This is a genomic window from Paramesorhizobium salinisoli (assembly GCF_003335045.1).
GTDB classification, from domain to species: Bacteria; Pseudomonadota; Alphaproteobacteria; order Rhizobiales; family Rhizobiaceae; genus Paramesorhizobium; species Paramesorhizobium salinisoli.
Window position 1 is genome coordinate 338,434 of the sequence record NZ_QOZG01000004.1, and the last position, 18,685, is coordinate 357,118.

Annotated in this window: 18 protein-coding genes; 8 read left to right on the forward strand and 10 right to left on the reverse strand. The window is 60.8% G+C overall.

All coding sequences use genetic code 11. The annotated features are described in order from the left end of the window. Window positions 1-58 precede the first annotated feature (58 nt). Window positions 59-2,362 (reverse strand): Tex family protein, encoded by a 2,304-nt coding sequence (locus DUT91_RS11360; protein ID WP_114440500.1) that lies wholly within the window; start codon window positions 2,360-2,362, stop codon window positions 59-61. Between the two features lie 203 nt (window positions 2,363-2,565). Between DUT91_RS11360 and DUT91_RS11365 the strand changes: the two genes are divergently transcribed. Together DUT91_RS11365 and DUT91_RS11370 are read left to right on the forward strand one after the other, a co-directional pair. Continuing rightward, window positions 2,566-2,856: an ArsR/SmtB family transcription factor gene (locus DUT91_RS11365; protein ID WP_114440501.1), complete on the forward strand. Its 291-nt coding sequence runs from the start codon at window positions 2,566-2,568 to the stop codon at window positions 2,854-2,856. 25 nt (window positions 2,857-2,881) lie between these two features. Beyond that, window positions 2,882-3,997 (forward strand): alkene reductase, encoded by a 1,116-nt coding sequence (locus DUT91_RS11370; protein WP_114440692.1) that lies wholly within the window; start codon window positions 2,882-2,884, stop codon window positions 3,995-3,997. On the opposite strand, the gene DUT91_RS11375 is transcribed toward DUT91_RS11370, so the two are convergent. Both DUT91_RS11375 and DUT91_RS11380 read right to left on the reverse strand, forming a co-directional pair. After that, entirely contained in the window at window positions 3,979-4,647 is a 669-nt protein-coding gene (locus DUT91_RS11375; protein WP_147272176.1) for an endonuclease III domain-containing protein, read from the reverse strand. The genes DUT91_RS11370 and DUT91_RS11375 overlap by 19 nt on opposite strands. An 83-nt stretch (window positions 4,648-4,730) precedes the next feature. Beyond that, window positions 4,731-5,030, reverse strand: coding sequence for an ArsR/SmtB family transcription factor (locus DUT91_RS11380; RefSeq protein ID WP_114440503.1), 300 nt, complete (start codon window positions 5,028-5,030; stop codon window positions 4,731-4,733). A 54-nt stretch (window positions 5,031-5,084) separates the two neighbouring features. On the opposite strand from DUT91_RS11380, the gene DUT91_RS11385 reads away from it, so the two are divergent. Next, a complete protein-coding gene (locus DUT91_RS11385; protein ID WP_114440504.1) occupies window positions 5,085-6,029 on the forward strand; it encodes a threonine/serine dehydratase in 945 nt (314 codons plus the stop codon). A 27-nt stretch (window positions 6,030-6,056) separates the two neighbouring features. On the opposite strand, the gene DUT91_RS11390 is transcribed toward DUT91_RS11385, so the two are convergent. The 4 genes from DUT91_RS11390 to DUT91_RS11405 all read right to left on the reverse strand — a co-directional run bounded on the left by DUT91_RS11390 (window position 6,057) and on the right by DUT91_RS11405 (window position 10,316). Further along, window positions 6,057-7,031 (reverse strand): WD40 repeat domain-containing protein, encoded by a 975-nt coding sequence (locus DUT91_RS11390; RefSeq protein ID WP_114440505.1) that lies wholly within the window; start codon window positions 7,029-7,031, stop codon window positions 6,057-6,059. Next, window positions 7,032-8,159: a CobW family GTP-binding protein gene (locus DUT91_RS11395; RefSeq protein ID WP_114440506.1), complete on the reverse strand. Its 1,128-nt coding sequence runs from the start codon at window positions 8,157-8,159 to the stop codon at window positions 7,032-7,034. Between the two features lie 71 nt (window positions 8,160-8,230). After that, window positions 8,231-8,977 (reverse strand): creatininase family protein, encoded by a 747-nt coding sequence (locus DUT91_RS11400; RefSeq protein ID WP_114440507.1) that lies wholly within the window; start codon window positions 8,975-8,977, stop codon window positions 8,231-8,233. Between the two features lies 1 nt (window position 8,978). After that, the gene (locus DUT91_RS11405; protein WP_114440508.1) at window positions 8,979-10,316 is read right to left on the reverse strand and encodes an 8-oxoguanine deaminase; all 1,338 of its coding nucleotides are present in this window, start codon (window positions 10,314-10,316) and stop codon (window positions 8,979-8,981) included. Between the two features lie 164 nt (window positions 10,317-10,480). Between DUT91_RS11405 and DUT91_RS11410 the strand changes: the two genes are divergently transcribed. The 4 genes from DUT91_RS11410 to DUT91_RS11425 all read left to right on the forward strand — a co-directional run bounded on the left by DUT91_RS11410 (window position 10,481) and on the right by DUT91_RS11425 (window position 13,706). Beyond that, the gene (locus DUT91_RS11410; RefSeq protein WP_114440509.1) at window positions 10,481-10,969 is read left to right on the forward strand and encodes a MarR family winged helix-turn-helix transcriptional regulator; all 489 of its coding nucleotides are present in this window, start codon (window positions 10,481-10,483) and stop codon (window positions 10,967-10,969) included. A 138-nt stretch (window positions 10,970-11,107) separates the two neighbouring features. Beyond that, the gene (locus tag DUT91_RS11415) at window positions 11,108-12,127 is read left to right on the forward strand and encodes a LacI family DNA-binding transcriptional regulator (RefSeq protein WP_114440510.1); all 1,020 of its coding nucleotides are present in this window, start codon (window positions 11,108-11,110) and stop codon (window positions 12,125-12,127) included. A gap of 35 nt (window positions 12,128-12,162) precedes the next feature. Further along, the gene (locus DUT91_RS11420) at window positions 12,163-13,137 is read left to right on the forward strand and encodes a 2-hydroxyacid dehydrogenase (RefSeq protein WP_114440511.1); all 975 of its coding nucleotides are present in this window, start codon (window positions 12,163-12,165) and stop codon (window positions 13,135-13,137) included. Window positions 13,138-13,232: 95 nt separating this feature from the next. After that, window positions 13,233-13,706: a hypothetical protein gene (locus tag DUT91_RS11425; RefSeq protein WP_114440512.1), complete on the forward strand. Its 474-nt coding sequence runs from the start codon at window positions 13,233-13,235 to the stop codon at window positions 13,704-13,706. Between the two features lie 3 nt (window positions 13,707-13,709). On the opposite strand, the gene DUT91_RS11430 is transcribed toward DUT91_RS11425, so the two are convergent. Beyond that, a complete protein-coding gene (locus DUT91_RS11430) occupies window positions 13,710-14,489 on the reverse strand; it encodes a gamma-glutamyl-gamma-aminobutyrate hydrolase family protein (RefSeq protein WP_114440513.1) in 780 nt (259 codons plus the stop codon). Window positions 14,490-14,742: 253 nt separating this feature from the next. On the opposite strand from DUT91_RS11430, the gene DUT91_RS11435 reads away from it, so the two are divergent. Beyond that, entirely contained in the window at window positions 14,743-15,849 is a 1,107-nt protein-coding gene (locus tag DUT91_RS11435; protein ID WP_114440693.1) for a TRAP transporter substrate-binding protein, read from the forward strand. Window positions 15,850-16,107: 258 nt separating this feature from the next. Here DUT91_RS11435 and DUT91_RS11440 read toward each other — a convergent pair whose 3' ends face one another. Continuing rightward, window positions 16,108-17,841: a TRAP transporter large permease gene (locus DUT91_RS11440; protein WP_114440514.1), complete on the reverse strand. Its 1,734-nt coding sequence runs from the start codon at window positions 17,839-17,841 to the stop codon at window positions 16,108-16,110. Continuing rightward, entirely contained in the window at window positions 17,834-18,415 is a 582-nt protein-coding gene (locus DUT91_RS11445; RefSeq protein WP_114440515.1) for a TRAP transporter small permease subunit, read from the reverse strand. Before DUT91_RS11445 ends, DUT91_RS11440 begins: the two co-directional genes overlap by 8 nt. Window positions 18,416-18,685 lie beyond the last annotated feature (270 nt).

Below are 18,685 nucleotides of genomic sequence, written 5' to 3' on the forward strand. Positions count from 1 at the left end.
ACTGGATCCATTCCTCAACGGTGCCACAGCCGCCATGCGGAGATCGATCGCGCTGCGGTTACTTCTTCCGCATCGCGTCGGCGAGGGCTGCGCCGAACGCACCTTGTTGCGCCGGCTTTTCCTGTGGCTTCTGGCTGAAGGCGCGGGGTGCGCTCTTCGGCTGCGGGGCATTGTTGCCGCGTGGCGGTGGTGCTTCGCCATCCCTGCGCATGGTGAGGCTGATGCGCTTGCGGGGGACATCCACCTCGACGACGCGGACTTTCACCACATCGCCTGCCTTCACCACCTCGTGCGGGTCCTTCACGAACTTGTCGGCGAGCTGCGAGACATGGACGAGGCCGTCCTGATGCACGCCGATATCGACGAAAGCGCCGAAGGCCGCGACATTCGTCACCGTGCCTTCGAGCAACATTCCGGGCTTCAGATCCTTGATGTCGTCGACGCCGTCGGCAAAAGTCGCGGTCTTGAATCCTGGGCGGGGGTCGCGTCCGGGTTTTTCCAGCTCGGCGATGATGTCGCGGACGGTGGGAAGGCCGAAGCGCTCATCGACGAAAACGCGCGGGTCGAGCGCCTTCAGCGCCGCGCCGTCGCTCATTAGCGCGCGCACATCGCGTCCGCAGGCTGCGACGATCTTCTTCGCCACGCCATAGGCTTCCGGGTGGACGGCTGAGGCGTCAAGCGGTTCCGCGCCGTTTGGAATGCGCAGAAAGCCGGCGCATTGCTCGAAGGTGCGGTTGCCAAGGCGCGCGACTTTCAGGAGATCCTTGCGGCTTTTGAACGGTCCGGTTTCGTCGCGGTGGGCGATGATCGCCTCGGCCAGCGATTGGCCCAGCCCTGAGACGCGGGCGAGCAGCGAGGCGGACGCCGTGTTGAGATCGACGCCAACGGCGTTCACGGCGTCCTCCACCACGGCGTCCAGCGCGCGGGCGAGGCGGGATTGGTCGACATCGTGCTGATATTGCCCGACGCCAATCGATTTCGGGTCGATCTTGACGAGTTCTGCCAACGGGTCCTGCAGGCGGCGGGCGATCGATACCGCGCCGCGCAAGCTGACATCGAGGCCGGGAAATTCCATGGCAGCCGCTTCGGACGCCGAATAGACCGAGGCGCCGGCTTCCGAGACGATGACTTTCAGTGGCTTCGGTGCGGGCATGTTGGCCAGCATGTCGGCGACGAGGCGCTCCGTCTCGCGGCTTCCCGTGCCGTTGCCGATGGCGATGAGTTCGATCTTGTGCTTGCGGACAAGGCTGGCGATTTCGGCTTGCGCACCGCGCAGATCGTTCCGCGGCTGAAAGGGATAGACGGTGGCGGTGTCGAGAAGCTTTCCGGTGCCATCAACGACGGCGACCTTGACGCCGGTGCGGATGCCGGGGTCGAGCCCCATGGTGGCGCGCGATCCGGCGGGCGCGGCGAGCAGCAGATCCTTCAGATTACGGGCGAAGACGTGGATTGCTTCTTCTTCGGCGCGCTCGCGCAATTCGCGCATCAGGTCGAGTGAAAGGTGGAGCGATAGTTTCACTCGCCAGGTCCAGCCGGCGACTTCCATCAGCCAGCGGTCGCCGGGCAATGTGGCGCCGATGGAATAGGCGGCGGCGATCATCCGCTGCACCGGCTTGACCGGCGAAGTGTCGTCGGCGTCGACCTCGATTTCAAGCGACAGCACATCCTCGTTGCGGCCGCGCAGCATGGCGAGCGCGCGGTGGCCCGGCACCGTGGCCCAGCGCTCGGCATGGTCGAAATAATCGGAGAATTTCGCGCCCGCCTCCTGCTTGCCGTCCACGACGCGCGAGCGCAGGAAGGCGCGCTCCTTCATATGATTGCGCAGCCGCCCGATGAGATCGGCGTTTTCGGCGAAACCTTCCGCGATGATGTCGCGCGCGCCTTCAAGCGCTGTCTTCACGTCGGGTACGTCGTCTGTGACGTAGGATCGCGCCAGTTCGGCGGGGTCGATGCGACGATCGGCGAGGACCGCCTCGGCAAGCGGTCCAAGCCCGCGTTCGCGGGCGATTTCGGCGCGGGTGCGACGCTTCGGCTTAAAAGGCAGGTAGATATCCTCAAGCTCCGCCTTGGTGGCGACGGAGGCGAGCTTGGCTTCCAGCTCCGGCGTCAGCTTGCCCTGCGAGCGGATGGAATCGACGATGGTGGAGCGCCGCGCTTCAAGCTCGCGCAGATAGGAAAGGCGTTCGGCGAGCAGGCGCAATTGCGTATCGTCAAGCCCGCCGGTCGCTTCCTTGCGGTAGCGCGCCACGAAGGGGACGGTCGATCCCTCGTCGAGAAGCGTGATCGCAGCGGCGGCCTGGTCGGGGCGTGCGTTGATTTCGGCTGCGATGATCGGGGCGAGGCGCTTGATGTCTTCTGCCATGTCGGTCTCGTGCTGATGAGGGGAGGGCAACCATAGTCGGACGGTGGAAAGGCGCAAACAAGGCGATGCGGCTCATTTGGATGTTCCACAAGAAAGGACGCGGAGATGAGTAGCGCCTTGTCTCACGGTAAAGTGAGCGCGAGCGATCTTTATATCGTTAAAAAACGATCTATATATCACCTATACCAGATGGAAGAGGACTTATGAACCGCGAAGAAATCCTCAAGGCACTGGCGCATCCGATCCGGCTCGACATGCTGAACTGGATGAAAGAGCCGGAAAATCATTTCACCCAGGAGCACCCGTTCGAGATGGGGGTCTGCGCCGGCGGATTCGAGCGGTCCAGCGGACTGTCGCAATCGGCTGTGTCGGCGCATCTGGCGACGCTTAGCCGTGCTGAACTCGTGACCACGCGCCGCGTCGGGCAATGGATTTTCTACAAGCGTAATGAGGAAACCATCGCGGCTTTTCTTAAATCGCTTTCCGACCTCTGAATGCCCCCTCATGAAAGGCATATCGATGACAACACTCTTTGATCCGATCAAAGCCGGCGATCTGCAACTCGCCAACCGTATTGCCATGGCGCCGCTCACGCGCAACCGCTCGCCCAATGCGACTCCGACCGAGATGAGCACCACCTACTACTCCCAGCGCGCGACGGCAGGACTGCTCATCTCCGAGGGAACGGCGATCACGCAACAGGGGCAGGGCTATGCCGACGTGCCGGGCCTTTATGGGCCGGAACAGCTTGCGGCGTGGCGCAAGGTGACCGATGCTGTCCATGCGGAGGGCGGCAAGATCGTTGCGCAGGTCTGGCATGTCGGGCGCGTTTCCCATAATTCGCTGCAGCCTGGTGCGGGTAAGCCGGTAGCGCCTTCGGCGATCCGTGCCAAGACGAGGACCTATCTCATCGGCGCTGACGGTAATGGTTCGTTTGTGGAAACGTCGGAGCCGCGAGCGCTGGAGACAAGCGAATTGTCGGGAATTGTGGAGGACTACCGCCGCGCGGCAAAAGCGGCAGTCGAGGAAGCCGGCTTCGACGGCGTCGAGATCCATGCGGCCAATGGTTACCTGCTCGATCAGTTCCTGCTTTCGGGGACCAATCACCGTACCGACGCATATGGTGGCTCAATCGAGAATCGCGCCCGCTTCCTGCTCGAAGTGGTCGATGCCATTACGAGCGAGATCGGGGGAGGGCGTACAGGCATTCGTCTTTCGCCGGTCACACCCGCCAATGACGCATCCGACCCGGATCCGCAACCGCTTTTCAATCATGTCGTCGGCAAGCTCGCTCCCTATGGCCTTGCCTTTGTGCATGTCATCGAAGGGGCGACGGGCGGTCCTCGCGATTTCCAGCAGGGCAATCAGCCTTTCGACTATGCGGCCTTCAAGGCGGCTTACCGCGATGCGGGCGGCACGGGCGCATGGATCGTCAACAATGGCTATGACCGCAAGCTGGCGGAAGAGGTGGTTGCGGAAGGCCGCGCCGATCTCGTCGCCTTCGGCAAGCCATTCATAGCCAATCCCGATCTCGTGCGGCGGTTCAAGGAGAACTCGGAGCTGAATACGCCTGACAATACCACTTTCTATGGCGGCGGGGCGAAGGGATATATCGATTATCCGGCTTTGACATAATGGGAAGTATGGACGCATGAACCCCTGAGCGGGCATTGCCCGCAGGACGGATTGCGGACGGTGCAGAATGTCTGCCCCAGGCGCTTCATCAGCCAATGATGCTCTTCAAAAGCGCCGGCATCCCAATCGGCGGGAAGCTGGCGCTCGAGAAGGGGATAGCCTTCTTCGATCGAGGCCAGTGGGCCGACGAGCTTCAGCCTTCTGGCGATGCGAAGATGGTGCGTGTCTATGACGAGGATGCGCTTTTGCAGCGTGCTGAAATTGAGGGTGGAGGCGGCAATCTTCACCCCGACGCCGGGCAGGCGTTCCAGCCATTGCTGGGCAGAATCGGCGGGCCAGCCATGCAGGAAGTCGAGATCGAAAGTGCTTCTTAGGGCGATGATGATCTGCACCGCCCGAGGGATATAGCGCGCATATTTTTCCGCCAGCGTGATGTCCGCGATCAGTGTCCATATATCTTCGAACGATGCCTCCTCCAGGCCTTTCCAGTCGGGGAAACGCCGGCGCAGGCGCTGGAAAACGTCGCGGGAAATCTCGTCGCGCGTGCGCACGCTCAGCATGCCGTGGATGAACTGGCTCGCCGGATCAAGCCGCGGCGCTTCCGGTTTCCGGCCGAAAGTCTGTTCGAGCCGGCGATGAACAGCCTCCACAGGCTGCGGCGCTTCCTTGGCAGGTGCAGTTGCATGTTCCAGATTTAAGAACAAAACAGGAACTAGTGCAATGGCTTTGTCATTCAGAGGTTGGAAACGAGTGCTGTGAGGGCGGCCATCCGCTTCTCGTCACGCTTGTAGAAGATCCATTGCTTGATGCGCTTTGGCCGCACCAGCCCGGCGTGGACGAGAATACGCATGTGCTCGCTGAGCGTCGCCTGGCTGATCCCGAGTTTTTCAGCAATGAGAACCGCGCAGACGCCATCCTCCGCCAGATCGCCATCGATTTGCGGCGGAAAATGTACATGCGGCTCCTTCAGCCATCCGAGGATGGCGAGGCGGCGTTCATTGGCCAGTGCCTTGATAAGATCGACCTCTTGCATTTCGTTACTTTGCTAAGTAACAAAGTCATTGTCAATCCTTATCCGGAGCTGCCCATGTTTCCCGACGTGCCGATCTCACCCGAACGCATCAGCGAGACGGAACGGCTCATCCGTCCGCATATCCGCCGCACGCCGGTCCTGCGCGCAAACATGGCCGATTTCGACCTTAGGCCCGGCCGTGTCGATTTCAAGCTCGAATATCTGCAGCATTCGGGCTCGTTCAAGGCGCGCGGTGCCTTCGCCAATCTGTTGAGCAGGCCGGTTCCGGAGGCCGGCGTGGTTGCGGCTTCCGGGGGCAACCATGGTGCGGCGGTCGCCTATGCCGCGATGCGGCTTGGCATACCAGCGACGATTTTCGTGCCGAGCGTCACCTCGCCCGCCAAGGTCGAGCGTATCCGCAGCTACGGGGCGGATCTGATGATTGCCGGCGAACGCTATGCCGACGCGCTTGCGGCCAGCCTGCAATTCGGGGAGGAACGGGGCGCCATGGCTGTCCATGCCTATGATCAGGTGGAGACATTGCTGGGGCAGGGGACCATCGGCTGCGAGATCGAGGCGGATATCCCGGATATCGACACTTTGCTGGTGGCTGTTGGCGGCGGCGGGCTCATCGGCGGCATAGCCGCCTGGTTTCGCGGACGCGTCAGGGTTGTCGCCGTCGAGCCCGAAGGCTCTCCGACGCTGTGGCGGGCATTCGAGGCCGGGCATCCGGTCGACGCCCCGACGGAAGGCATTGCCGCGGACTCGCTTGCGCCGAAGCGTGTCGGCGAGATCATGTACCCGATCGCGCAGGCATTTGCCGAGCGGCCCGTCCTCGTTTCCGACGATGAAATCCGTTACGCCCAGAAGATGCTTTGGGACAGGCTTCGGGTGGTAGCGGAGCCGGGTGGGGCCACGGCTTTCGCGGCGCTTTTGTCGGGAAAATATGCTCCAAGGCCCGAGGAGCACGTGGCAGTCCTGCTGTGTGGAGCCAACACGACCGCCGTCCATTTCGATTGAGCTAAGCTGTTGTTACGGGCAATCCGGTCAGGCGGTGATATCGACCACGCCACAATCGCCGGCTTGCGAACCGAAGGCGAGACGGCGGTTGGTTTCGTCCCAGTCCATTGAGGTGATCGCGCCCTTGCCGGGGCGGCGCAGCAGTACTTCCTTCTGATCGGCAAAGCGGACAACCAGAATCATCCCATCGGAATAGCCGACGGCGACGATATCCTCCACGGGATGGCACGCGACGGCGCTGACCATGACGTCGGCGCGGAAGCCCAGTTCCATCGGCGCTTTGCCCATGGGGCCATCCTTGCCGGAAAACGGCCAGACAACCGCAGCAGGCGCGCCGGATGTTGCGAGCCATTTACCCTTGGCGCTCCAAGACCAATCCTTGACCTTGGACGGGTAGCCGGTCATCCGCATATGGCGATTGTCTTCGAGCCGCCAGCCATGCAATGCGTTTTCCTGCATTGTGGTGACGAGGAAGCGGCCATCGGGCGAAAACATCACGCCGACATGCGCGCCCTTCCATTCAAGCTCCACCGGTTTGCTCTCGGTCCCCGCCCAATGCAGCGTTACGCCATTATAGCGAGCGACGGCAAGGCGCATGCCCTTCGGCGCGAAGGCGACGCCCTCGACACTGCGCGGATGCTCGAACTCCCTGACCTTGCCATTCTGTTCGCGCACCCAGGCGCTGCGTCCCGAAGCGAAAGCGACGGCGCTCTGCGGCCCCGATGCGATGGCGGTCATCCACTTGCGCGGAACGGACGCCAGTTCCTCCGCTTCACCGGTTGGCCCGGTCCGGCAAACGCGACCGTCCTCGCCGCCAGTCAGCAGCGATTTTCCGTCGTGGGAGCGCGTGGCGCATAGAAGCCCATCATGGGCCTGGGTCACCTTATGGCCATTGTCCAGGCGATGAATGGATCCGTCGGCAAGCGCATAGAAGGGAATGCCGGAGATAAAGCGCGCGACAACGCAATGGCCGGTCAGATCAAGCGGGGCAATTGTGGGCATTTATTTGCAGTTCTCGAAACCGGCTTTCAGCGCATCGTGATCGAGCTCGCGCCCGATGAAGACGAGGCGGCTCTCACGCTTTTCGCCGTCCTTCCAGGCGCGCTGGTGGTCGCCCTCGATGATCATATGGACACCCTGCACGACGTAGCGCTCCTCATCGTCCTTGAAGGCGATGATGCCCTTGAGGCGCAAGATGTTCGGACCCTGCTCCTGCGTGATCTTCTGGATCCAGGGGAAAAACTTTCCCGGATCGACTTCGCCCGAGCGCAGCGACACGGAAGTGACGGTCACATCATGGATCGGCGAAGCATGGTCGTGATGATGGTGGTGATCATGCGCATGATGGTCATGATCGTGGTGATGATGATCATGGTCATGATGATGGTGATCATGATCGCAGCCGGGCCCGCAGACATGATCGGGATGATCATGATCGAGAAAATGCGGATCATTTTCCAGCGCGCGCTTCAGATCGAAGGCGCCGCGATCGAGAACCTTGTCGAGCGTGATGTTGGCCCGCTCTGTACGGTAAATGACCGCATAAGGGTTAATGGCGCGGATCGCCGCCTCGACATCGGCCAATTCCTCTGGCGTCACGAGATCGGTCTTGTTGAGGAGAACCACATCGGCGAAGGCGATCTGGTCTTCCGCCTCGCGGCTGTCCTTCAGGCGCAGCGGCAGGTGCTTGGCATCGACAAGGGTGACGACGGCGTCCAGCACGGTCTTGGCGCGAACATCGTCATCCATGAAAAAGGTCTGGGCGACGGGCACCGGATCGGCAAGGCCAGTCGTTTCCACGATGATCGCATCGAAACGGCCGGGGCGGCGCATCAGGCCCTCGACGACGCGGATCAAATCGCCGCGCACCGTGCAGCAGATGCAGCCATTGTTCATCTCGTAGATTTCTTCGTCCGACTCGACGATCAAATCATTGTCGATGCCGATCTCGCCGAATTCATTGACGATCACCGCATAGCGCTTGCCATGGTTCTCAGTCAGGATGCGGTTCAGGAGCGTCGTCTTGCCGGAACCGAGATAGCCGGTCAGGACGGTGACGGGGATCTGGGGAACAGCCTGCTTGGAGGCGTCGGGGGCGGATGCTGCTGCGGTTGCTTGCGCTTGGCTCATTATCGTGCCTCATGAATTTGCTGAAGCCAGCATATAAGTGATTGCGCGCGGCAATGCTACCGCCGCTGATATCAATTCGCTGCGAGACGGCTGGGATCGAAGCGGTCGATGTCTTCGAGGAGTTCTATGAAACCTTTGACCGCATGGGCGATCAGCTTTTCGCCTGTTGCGGCGCTGGCGCGGGCGGCATTACCCGCCACGCCATCCGGGTTGAGATCGCGTATTTTCCAGCCGAAGGCGTGCGGGCCATAAGCGCGGAGATGGCGGAAATCCCTGGCGAAACCGCTCTGTGCATTAGGGAAATTGCGCGCTTTTTCCATGGCGACCCGATCTGGCCTGAGCGCCAGCATCACCGATGTCTCGATGAAGCCGCCATGGATGTCGAGGGCCTTTTCCTCCGGTGAGATCAGGTCTTCGGGCAGGCCGAAGCGCGTCCAGCTCGTGGTAACAACGAGCATGCCGAGGCGGACGCGCAATTCGGTTGCGACGACAGTCATCAGTGGAGAATTGCCGCCATGGGCGTTGAAAAGCACAAACTTTCTGACACCTGCGGCATGGAGGTTTTCGCCGATGCCTATCCAGCGGTTTACGGCTTCGGCAAATGTCAGCGTCATGGTGCCTGGTACATCCATGTGCTCGATGGAATAACCGACCGGTTCGGCTGGCAGGAATTGGACATCGAGGCTGGGGGGCAGGGCAGCCGCGGTTTGCGCAGCAATGCCATCGGCGATGATGGTATCCGTCTCGAAAGGCAGGTGCGGCCCATGCTGCTCATGGGCGCCGAGCGGCAGGACAACGATGGTTTTGCTGTCAGTCATCTCACGCAGCCTCCGCAAAGAGCTTCGCAATCGCGCCGTGCTCGTGGCGAAGCTTGGCCACGTCGATGCCAACCGGGATTCCGTCCTCGACCGTCCATCTGCCCTTGATCATCACGCGGTCGGCACGATGCGCGCCGCACAATACGAGGGCGGCCAGAGGATCGCCCGCGCCGGAAAAGCGCAATTCGTCGAGGGTGAAGAGCGCGAGATCGGCCTGCATGCCGATGGCGATCCGACCGATGTCGCTGCGCCCGAGGCAACTGGCCGAGCCTTCCGTCGCCCAGCGCAGGACATCGTGATGGGTAACGGCCGCGGCGCCGTAGCGCAGCCGGTTGAGCAGCAGCGCCTGGCGCACCCCTTCCATCATGTTGGAATTGTCGTTGGAAGCGGAGCCGTCGACGCCCAGCCCGACGGTGACACCGGCAGCTTCCAGCTCCAGCGTCCTGCATTGGCCGGAGGCGAGCAGCATGTTCGATGCCGGACAATGGGCGACGCCGACGCCGGCGTTCCCCAAGCGCTGCATCTCGCCATCGTCGAAATGGATGCCATGCGCCAGCCAGACATTGTCCGAGAGCCAGCCGACATCTTCGAGATAGTCGACGGGACGGCAGCCGAATGTGGCGCGGCAGAACGCATCTTCATCGTTGGTTTCTGAGAGGTGGGTGTGCAGCCGGCAGCCGCAGCGCTTGGCGAGTTCCGCCGTTCCTGCCATCAGTTCCTTCGTGACTGAGAAAGGTGAGCAGGGGGCAAGCGCTACCTGAAGCATCGCCCCTTCCGACTGGTCATGATATCTGGCTATCACGCGCTCGCAATCGGCAAGAATCGTGTCGGCATCCTGCACGACACTGTCAGGCGGCAGGCCGCCATCCTTGATGGAAAGGTTCATAGATCCACGATTGAGCGTCATGCGCATGCCCAGCGCAAGCGCTTCCTCCGCCTGGATGTCGAGCGCATGTTCAAGCCCGCGCGGAAAGACATATTGATGGTCGGAAGCGGTGGTGCAGCCCGACATCATCAGCTCTGTCAAAGCGAGGCGCGTGGCAAGCCGGAGTGCTTCCGGCGTCAGCCCGGCCCAAATGGGATAGAGCGCCTTCAGCCAGGGAAAAAGCTCCTTGTTGATGGCCGCGGGGTTGGCGCGGGTCAGCGTCTGGTAGAAATGATGATGCGTGTTGATGAGACCGGGAAGTACGACATGGCGGCTCGCATCGAAGATCCCGTCATGATTTTCAGGCCTGCCGCCGCTCGGGACCAACTCGGTGATCCTGCCATCCTCGACGACGATGCCGCCGCGGGCCGACTGCGCCATGATGGCGAGAGGATCACGTATCCAGAGCCGCATGTTATTCTCCTGTCACATTCCTAAGCCAGCGTAGCGAAGCGTGGATCGGGCGGCAAGGACCAAGGACGGGCCGCCATCGTCCGGAGGAAATGTTTGCCGTGAGGGGAAAGCCGGCTTATAATCGCCAAGGCACATTTTCTGGAAGCCGGCTATAGGGAGTTCGCATGACCAAGGAACGGAAACCGGTCCTCCTGTACCGGCTGCAATCGGCTGCAAGGCTGGGGCGTACCTCGCTTGCGACGCGGCTTCTCGAGCATGGGCTCTACGCCGGGCAGGATGCCATCATGTTGCAGTTGGCTGACGAGGACGGGCTGCCGCCAGGTATCTTGGCGCAGCGCCTGGGTGTGCGTCCTCCAACCGTTACCAAGACGATAGCCCGTCTTCAATCGCAGGGCTTCGTCACCAAACAGGCTTCCGAGAAGGACCAGCGGCAGTCGCATGTCTTCCTCACGGAGAGCGGCCGCGATATCATCAAGACGATCGAAAAATCCATACGCAAGACGGAAAAGGACGCCCTGCGCGGGCTCGACAAGAAAGAGCGCAAGGCGCTTCTGAAATTGCTTAACCGGCTTGAAGTCAATCTCTCGGCGCGGGGACTCACCCGGCCATCCGATATTGCCGACGAGGCGGTGGATGAAGAATTTGTCGATTAAGATCTGGAGCGATCCGGCAGGCTGGTTCTCGTAACAGCAAAAAACCTTTCCAATCGGCGATCAGGGTGGCATAAAACCCGCATAATAATTCAATCGATTTGTTGCTGAATCGGTTCAGGAAGGGTGCGGGACGGCGCTTTGGCCCAGAAGATCAAGCTTTCGACCATAGCGGATGCGCTCGGTGTTTCTACCGCGACAGTTTCGCTGGCGTTGCGCGACAGCCCGCTGGTGGCTGACCAGACCCGTGACAAGATCAAGGAACATGCTCGCGCCATCGGCTATATCTACAATCGCCGTGCGGCGAGCCTGAGGACATCGCGCTCGGGCATTGTCGGTGTCGTGGTGCATGACATCATGAATCCGTTCTTCGCCGAAATCCTGAGGTCGATCGAATCGGAGCTCGACCGGTCGCGCCAGACTTTCATCCTGTCGAACCACTACGATCAGCTGGAAAAGCAGCGCACCTTTATCGACACGCTCCTGCAACTGGGCGCCGACGGCGTGATCATGTCGCCGGCGATCGGCACGCCTGCCGCCGATATCCAGCTTGCCGAGGATAACGGGCTTCCGGTGGTGCTGATCGCGCGGACCGTCGAGGATGCCAACGTTCCGGTATTTCGCGGTGACGATTCCTACGGCATCGGACTTGCCACCAATCACCTGATCTCGCTCGGGCACACGCGGATCGCCATGATAGGCGGCACCGACCAGACCTCGACCGGCCGCGACCGATACCATGGTTATGTCATGGCAATGGAAAAGGCCGGGCTGCCCGTCAGTCCGGAATGGCGCATTCCCGGGCCGCGCACCAAGCAGGGCGGCTTCGAGGTTGCGCCGCAATTCCTCGCGCTGATCGACAAGCCGACGGCCGCCGTCTGCTGGAACGACCTGACGGCTATCGGACTGATGAACGGGATCGCGCGGGCAGGGCTTGTGCCGGGCGAGGATATCTCCGTTACCGGATATGACGATCTCGAGGAAGCGGCGATCGCCACGCCAGCGCTGACGACGGTCTGGAACGGCCAGCGCGAGGTGGGCTTGCGGGCGGCGCGCGCGCTGCTCGACCAGTTGAACGGCGTTGGCGCTCCGCCACGCCAGGAACTCATCAAGCCGGAGCTGCGCATCCGGCAATCGACGGCCAAGCCGAAGAACCGGTAAGCCAAAAAGCGAAATCAGCGAGGGATCGAACAAACATGACCGGAACGCACGACACGACCGTCCTTGTGGTCGGGCCACTCCACCCGCACGCCGCCGAGCGCTTGGGCAAGGCGTTCAGGATCGAGACGCTGGACAAGGGCGATCCGGCGCTCGTCACGCCGGAGCTTGCGGCGCGCGTACGCGGCGTTGCGGCCAATGCCGTAATAGATGGCCCGTTCATCGACGCCCTGCCTAATCTGGAGATCATCGCCAATTTCGGCGTCGGCTACGACAAGGTGGATGCGGTTCATGCGGAGTCCGCCAGCGTCATGGTCACCAACACGCCCGATGTGCTGACCGAAGAGGTTGCAGACACGGCCGTCGGCCTGCTGCTCGATACGGTCCGGGAACTGCCACAGGCGCAGGCGTGGCTGCGGGCCGGAAAATGGGCGAGCCAGGGCAATTATCCGCTGACAAAGCTGTCGCTGCGGGGGCGCCGCGCCGGCATTTTCGGGCTGGGACGAATCGGCAAGGCCGTCGGTCGCCGGATTGAAGCGTTCGGCCTTCCCATTGCCTACTACAACCGCAACAAGGCCGATGGCGTGGCCTATGATTATTATCCGAGTCTTTTGGCTTTAGCTGAGGCCGTCGATACGCTCATCGTGATCGCGCCGGGCGGGGCTGGGACGGAAAAAGCCATCAATGCGGAGGTGTTGCGGGCGCTTGGACCCGATGGCGTCCTCATCAATATAGGGCGGGGCAGCGTCGTCGATGAGGACGCGCTGATCGAGGCGCTCGGCAATGGCACGATCGCCGCCGCCGGCCTCGATGTCTTTGCCGATGAGCCGCATGTGCCGCAGGCACTGATCGACCTGCCGAACGCCACGCTCCTGCCGCATGTCGGCTCCGCCTCGCAGGCAACCCGGCAAGCCATGGCCGACCTCGTGGTGGACAATCTCATAGGCTGGTTCCGGGATGGCGCTCCCCTGACACCGGTTCCGGAGACGATAAACGTCAAGAGCCGTATATGAGCAATTCTTAACGCAGCCTTTACCACGTCTGTTTACCATCTCCTGCAAAGGCGCCGTTCCTTCTGGTGCGGCGATAGCAAGAATGGGTAAAAACAATGGTGTATCGCAATGTTGTATTGGGCGGCCTGGTCATCGGGTTTCTCTGTGCCGGCTTTGCTCAATCAGGGTTGTTTTCTGCACGCGAGGATGCCGCCGAGACAGGCATCGATTTCCTGACAACCGCGTCGATTGCGCCGCTTGAGGCGCAGCGGGCATCGCTCAACCCAGAAACGTTCGTGCTCGCCTCGGCTGGTGAGGAAAGAATTTGCCTCGCCCATGCGGAAAAACGCGCTGCCGGTCAAAGCGGCGCGCTCAATGTCGAAGCGGATTGTCTTGCGGTCTATCCCCGACTCCTGCAAGCGGTGGTGTGGCAGCGCCATGATGACGGCAGCATCGTTTTCCACGACCGGCAGGGCCGCGCGGTGATAGAGTTCGCAGAGGGCGACGGCCTGCAATATGAGTCGATCGAACCCGGCGAGGTGCTGGTATCGATGTCGGCGCTCGGCGTCGGCGACAAGGCAGTGAATTAGCTTCTATTCGGCGGCAGCCAGAAGGCCGCGGGCGATCTTGTGCGCGCGCACCGCGTCACCGAAAGCGGCGAAGATCTTGCGCGAAGGGCTGTCGGTGCGAACCCAATATTCCGGGTGCCACTGGACGCCGACGGCAAAGCCCTTGGCATCCCCAACCGACACGGCTTCAATGGTGCCGTCCTCCGCCATCGCCTCGATCTTGAGGCGCGGCGCGGGCTTGTCGATTGCCTGGCGATGCACGGAATTTACCTGGACGCTATCTGCTTCCATGATGGATGCAAGGCACGAGCCCGGCTTTATGCGCACGGGATGGCGGATGGCGAAGCGTTCGGCCTGGCTGTCCGACTGTGGCGCGCGATGGTCGAGGCGGTCGGCTAGATCCTGGATTTCGGTAGCCAGCGTGCCACCGAGCGCGACATTGAGTTCCTGAATGCCGCGGCAAATGGCGAGGAGCGGAACGCCGCGATCAATGGCACGGCGGATGAGCGGCAGCGAGGTTGCATCACGCGCAGGGTCGAACGGCTCATGCGCTTGGGTCGGCTCCACGCCGTAGAGCGAAGGGTGCACATTTGATTTCGATCCGGTCACCAGCACGCCATCGACCGCTTCCAGAATGTTATCCAGGTCGAGCGCATCGCCGAAACATGGCACCATCAGCGGCGTGACCGCTGCGCCTTCGACCGCAGCTATAAGATATTGCTCTGGTGCGGCGTGCCAGGTGTAGTTTTCGAAGGTACGCACATCCGATGTGACGGCAATGAGAGGTTTTGATGGGTTCGACATGACCAGCTTTTCCGAAATCTGCGAAGGCAGACCATTTTCCTGTTCTTAACTTAAGCTGCCAGCCGGTTTTTTCCAATGGGCTCCGTCGCGCGCCGGAGAGAAGCCGTTTAGCACGAAAGTATGAAATAACGCTGTGAAATGTGGACAGCGCAACATTGGCATGTATGGTAAGCCGCTATGGCCGGAGGGAGGCATGACATCGCACATGTCCGGCATTGATGTTTATATCGGGAAGAAGATTGGGAGGAAGTCTATGGATCGTCGTTCGTTCATAAAGAATGCTGGCTTGATGGGCGCAGGCGCAGCCGCCGCATCAGCTTTGGCTGCACCGGCCATCGCGCAGTCCAGTCCGAAAATCACATGGCGCTGCACGTCGTCGTTTCCGAAGTCGCTCGACACGATCTACGGCGGCGCCGAGGTTTTTGCGAAACATATCTCGGAAGCCACGGACGGCAATTTCCAGATCCAGGTTTTCGCCGCCGGTGAAATCGTTCCCGGGCTGCAGGCGGCCGATGCTGCTGCTGCGGGTACGGTCGAGGCCTGCCACACCGTCGCCTATTATTACTGGGGCAAGGACCCCACATGGGCGCTGGCTGCCGACGTTCCGTTTTCGCTGAACGCGCGGGGCCGCAATGCCTGGCAATATCATGGCGGCGGCATCGATCTGATGAACGAATTCTTTCACAAACAGGGGCTGCATGCTTTGCCCGGCGGCAATACCGGTGTGCAGATGGGCGGCTGGTTCCGCAAGGAGATCAACACGGTTGCCGATCTGAAGGGCTTGAAGATGCGTGTCGGCGGCTTTGCCGGCAAGATTCTCGAAAGGCTCGGTGTCGTGCCGCAGCAGCTCGCCGGCGGCGACATCTATCCCTCGCTTGAGAAGGGTACCATCGACGCCGCCGAATGGGTCGGCCCGTATGATGACGAAAAGCTCGGCTTCCAGAAGGTCGCGCCCTATTACTATTATCCCGGCTGGTGGGAAGGCGGCCCGACCGTCCATCTCATGTTCAACAAGGCCAAGTATGACGAGCTGCCGGAGAACTACAAGGCGCTGGTGAAAACGGCAGCGCAGGCGACTGATGCGAACATGCTGCAGAAATATGATTATCTCAATCCTGCCGCGGTCAAGCGGCTGGTTGCATCGGGCGCGAAGCTGCGTCCCTTCAGCCAGGAGATTCTCAACGCCTGTTTCGAGGCGACCAATCAGGTCTATGACGAGATCATGGCCAGCAATGCCGAGTTCAAGAAGGGCTGGGATTCGATCAAGGCGTTCCGAGATCAATATTTCCTCTATGAACAGATCTCTGAATATAATTTCGATACATTCATGATGGTGCAGCAAAGAAACAAGAAGCTTTAAGGTAATACAACTGTATAGAGCGATCCCTGTTCTGTTGAGTGTGGGGTCTCTCTATTCTTTATTTACATGAAAGGCGCATTGATCCACATCGGCTTGGCGCCTAAGCGCCTGTAGCCGGACAAGAGATCGAGACGGCTTCTGCGGTCGGAGAAGGCGTCACCTGCTTGGTTCGGTTCATCATTGCTTATGATGATTTGCGTGATTTGGATAAAAAAAGCCCCGATGTGGTTTCGCATCGGGGCTTTTTTTATACCTATTTTAATCGAACTGCGGTGGCTGGTTCAAATCCGGCTGTGCGGGAGTGGCAGGTTGCAACGGATCGGACGGCTGAGCATCGGGCGCGCCGAGGGGCGGCAGGCCAAGCCCACCTCCGTCGAGGCTGGGCATTTCCGGCATCTGAAGCTCGATCGAATTCGGATCTATCACCGGGCCCTTGTAATGCATGACCATCTGCGGAAACATGATGGTAAGCGTGACCATGATGATCTGAATGACGACGAAGGGCACGGCTCCCCAATAAATCTGGCTTGTCTTGACCGGCTCGATCCGCTTGCCGGTGATCTTGTCCAGATAGGGTACCCTGGCCGCAACCGACCTGAGATAGAACAGGGCGAACCCGAAGGGCGGGTGCATGAAACTCGTCTGCATATTGATGCCGAGCAACACGCCGAACCAGATGAGATCGATGCCCAGCTTGTCAGCCACCGGCGCCAGAAGCGGCACGATGATGAAGGCGAGCTCGAAGAAGTCGAGGAAGAACGCCAGGATGAAGACGAGAATGTTGACCGCAATGAGGAAACCAACTTCGCCGCCAGGCAGCGATATAAGGAGATGCTCGACCCAGAGATGGCCGTTGACGCCGTAGAACGTCAGCGAAAAGACGCGTGCGCCGAGCAGAATGAACATAACGAAGGCGGAAAGCCTGGTCGTCGAGGCCAGCGCCTGGTTCATGACGGTCATGTTGAGACGGCCCTTCGATGCGGCCATCAACAGCGCGCCCACCGCACCCATGGCGCCGCCCTCGGTCGGTGTGGCGATGCCGAGGAAGATCGTGCCGAGAACGAGGAAGATCAGCGCCAGCGGCGGGATCAGCACGATAATCACCTGCTGCGCAAGCCGCGACATCAGATTAAGTCCCGCCTTCCTGTCGATCAGCGTGGCCACATAAATGGCTGCGATGCCGATGGTCGCGGCCCAGACACCGGCATTGGCGATATCGCGCGCGGTGAGCAGGGCATAGGCGGCGTAGATGATTGCGCCTGTCACGGCGAACGCCGCCAGAAGCGATGTGATGCCTGTTCCGAGCGTGCGCGCCTCCTTTGGCAGGGCGGGCATCGATTTGCGAAAGAACACCGACATCAGAAGTACATAGCCGAGATAGAGCCCGGTGAGCACCATGCCCGGGATGAGCGCGCCGCGATACATGTCACCGACCGAACGACCGAGCTGGTCGGCCAGGATGATCAGCACGAGCGAGGGCGGTATGATCTGGGCCAACGTGCCCGATGCGGCGATGACCCCGGTGGCCACGCGCCGGTCATAGCCGTAGCGCAGCATGATCGGCAGCGAGATCAGTCCCATGGCGATGACCGAGGCGGCGACGACGCCCGTCGTGGCGGCCAAAAGTGCGCCGACGATGATCACCGCATAGGCGAGCCCGCCGCGGACAGGGCCGAACAATTGCCCCACGGTGTCGAGCAGATCCTCTGCCATGCCGGAGCGTTCGAGGATAATGCCCATGAAGGTGAAGAAGGGAATGGCCAATAGCGTGTCATTGGACATCGTTCCCCAGAACCGCTCAGGCAAGGCGTAGAGCAGCGGCCATGACAGCGTAATCGAGCCGTTTGAAAACGGGGCGAGTTCGACGCCGATCAAGAAAAAGAGCAGCCCGTTGGCGGCGAGCGCGAAGGCGACGGGATAGCCGATCAGAAGAAAGATCACCAGAAAGGCGAACATGATCGGCGCGAGGTTCTGCGCAATGAACTCAATCATCGTGTTTCTCCGCAAGCGCGACTTCCTGGGCGGCGAGCTCTTCCTTCGTCAGATGCGGAGTGGGGTCGTCGATGATGCCGCGCATGATTGCGACCTTCTTGATGATTTCGGAAATGCCCTGGAGCCCCAGCAGCACGAAGCCGATGAGAAGCAGGGATTTTGCCGGCCAGAGGACCAGGCCGCCGGCACTGGAGGACATCTCGCCGCTGCGATAGGACAAGCCGACATAAGGGATGAAATAGGCGATCATCAGGATAACGAAGGGCATCAGGAAGAAGATATGGCCGAGAAGGTCGATCCAGTGCTGAGTGCGGCGCTTGAGGCCGCCATAGATAATATCAATGCGGATGTGCTCGTTCTGCTGCAGCGTATAGGCGGCGGCAAGCATGAAGGCTGCACCGAACAGATACCATTGCAACTCCAGCCAGGCGTTGGAGGATACATTGAACGCCTTGCGGACCACCGCGTTGGTGGCGCTCACGACGACGGCCAGGAAAATCAGCCAGGCAATTTTTTTGCCGATGAATTCGTTGACGCGGTCGATCAGCCTGGACAGGCCGAGCAGAAATGTCATGGATGTCCTCCCAAGCACTGTACCGGACGGATAGGCGGCGTTTCCCTTATAGGCTTGGCCAACCGGATGATCTTCCGTCACCCGCTCGGCCGCGAACGTCACGCCGATCCGTTGATGCTTCGATAACAGTCAAGGCCTCCACCTTCAACCTTCCAGGCAATAACACTTTAGATCGAAGCGATTTTGTTGCGTCTTGTTGCGTATTGCGGCCCTAATCGGCAACAGAACCCCCGCCGGCTGCGCCGCATCATGGGAACTATATCGATGCGG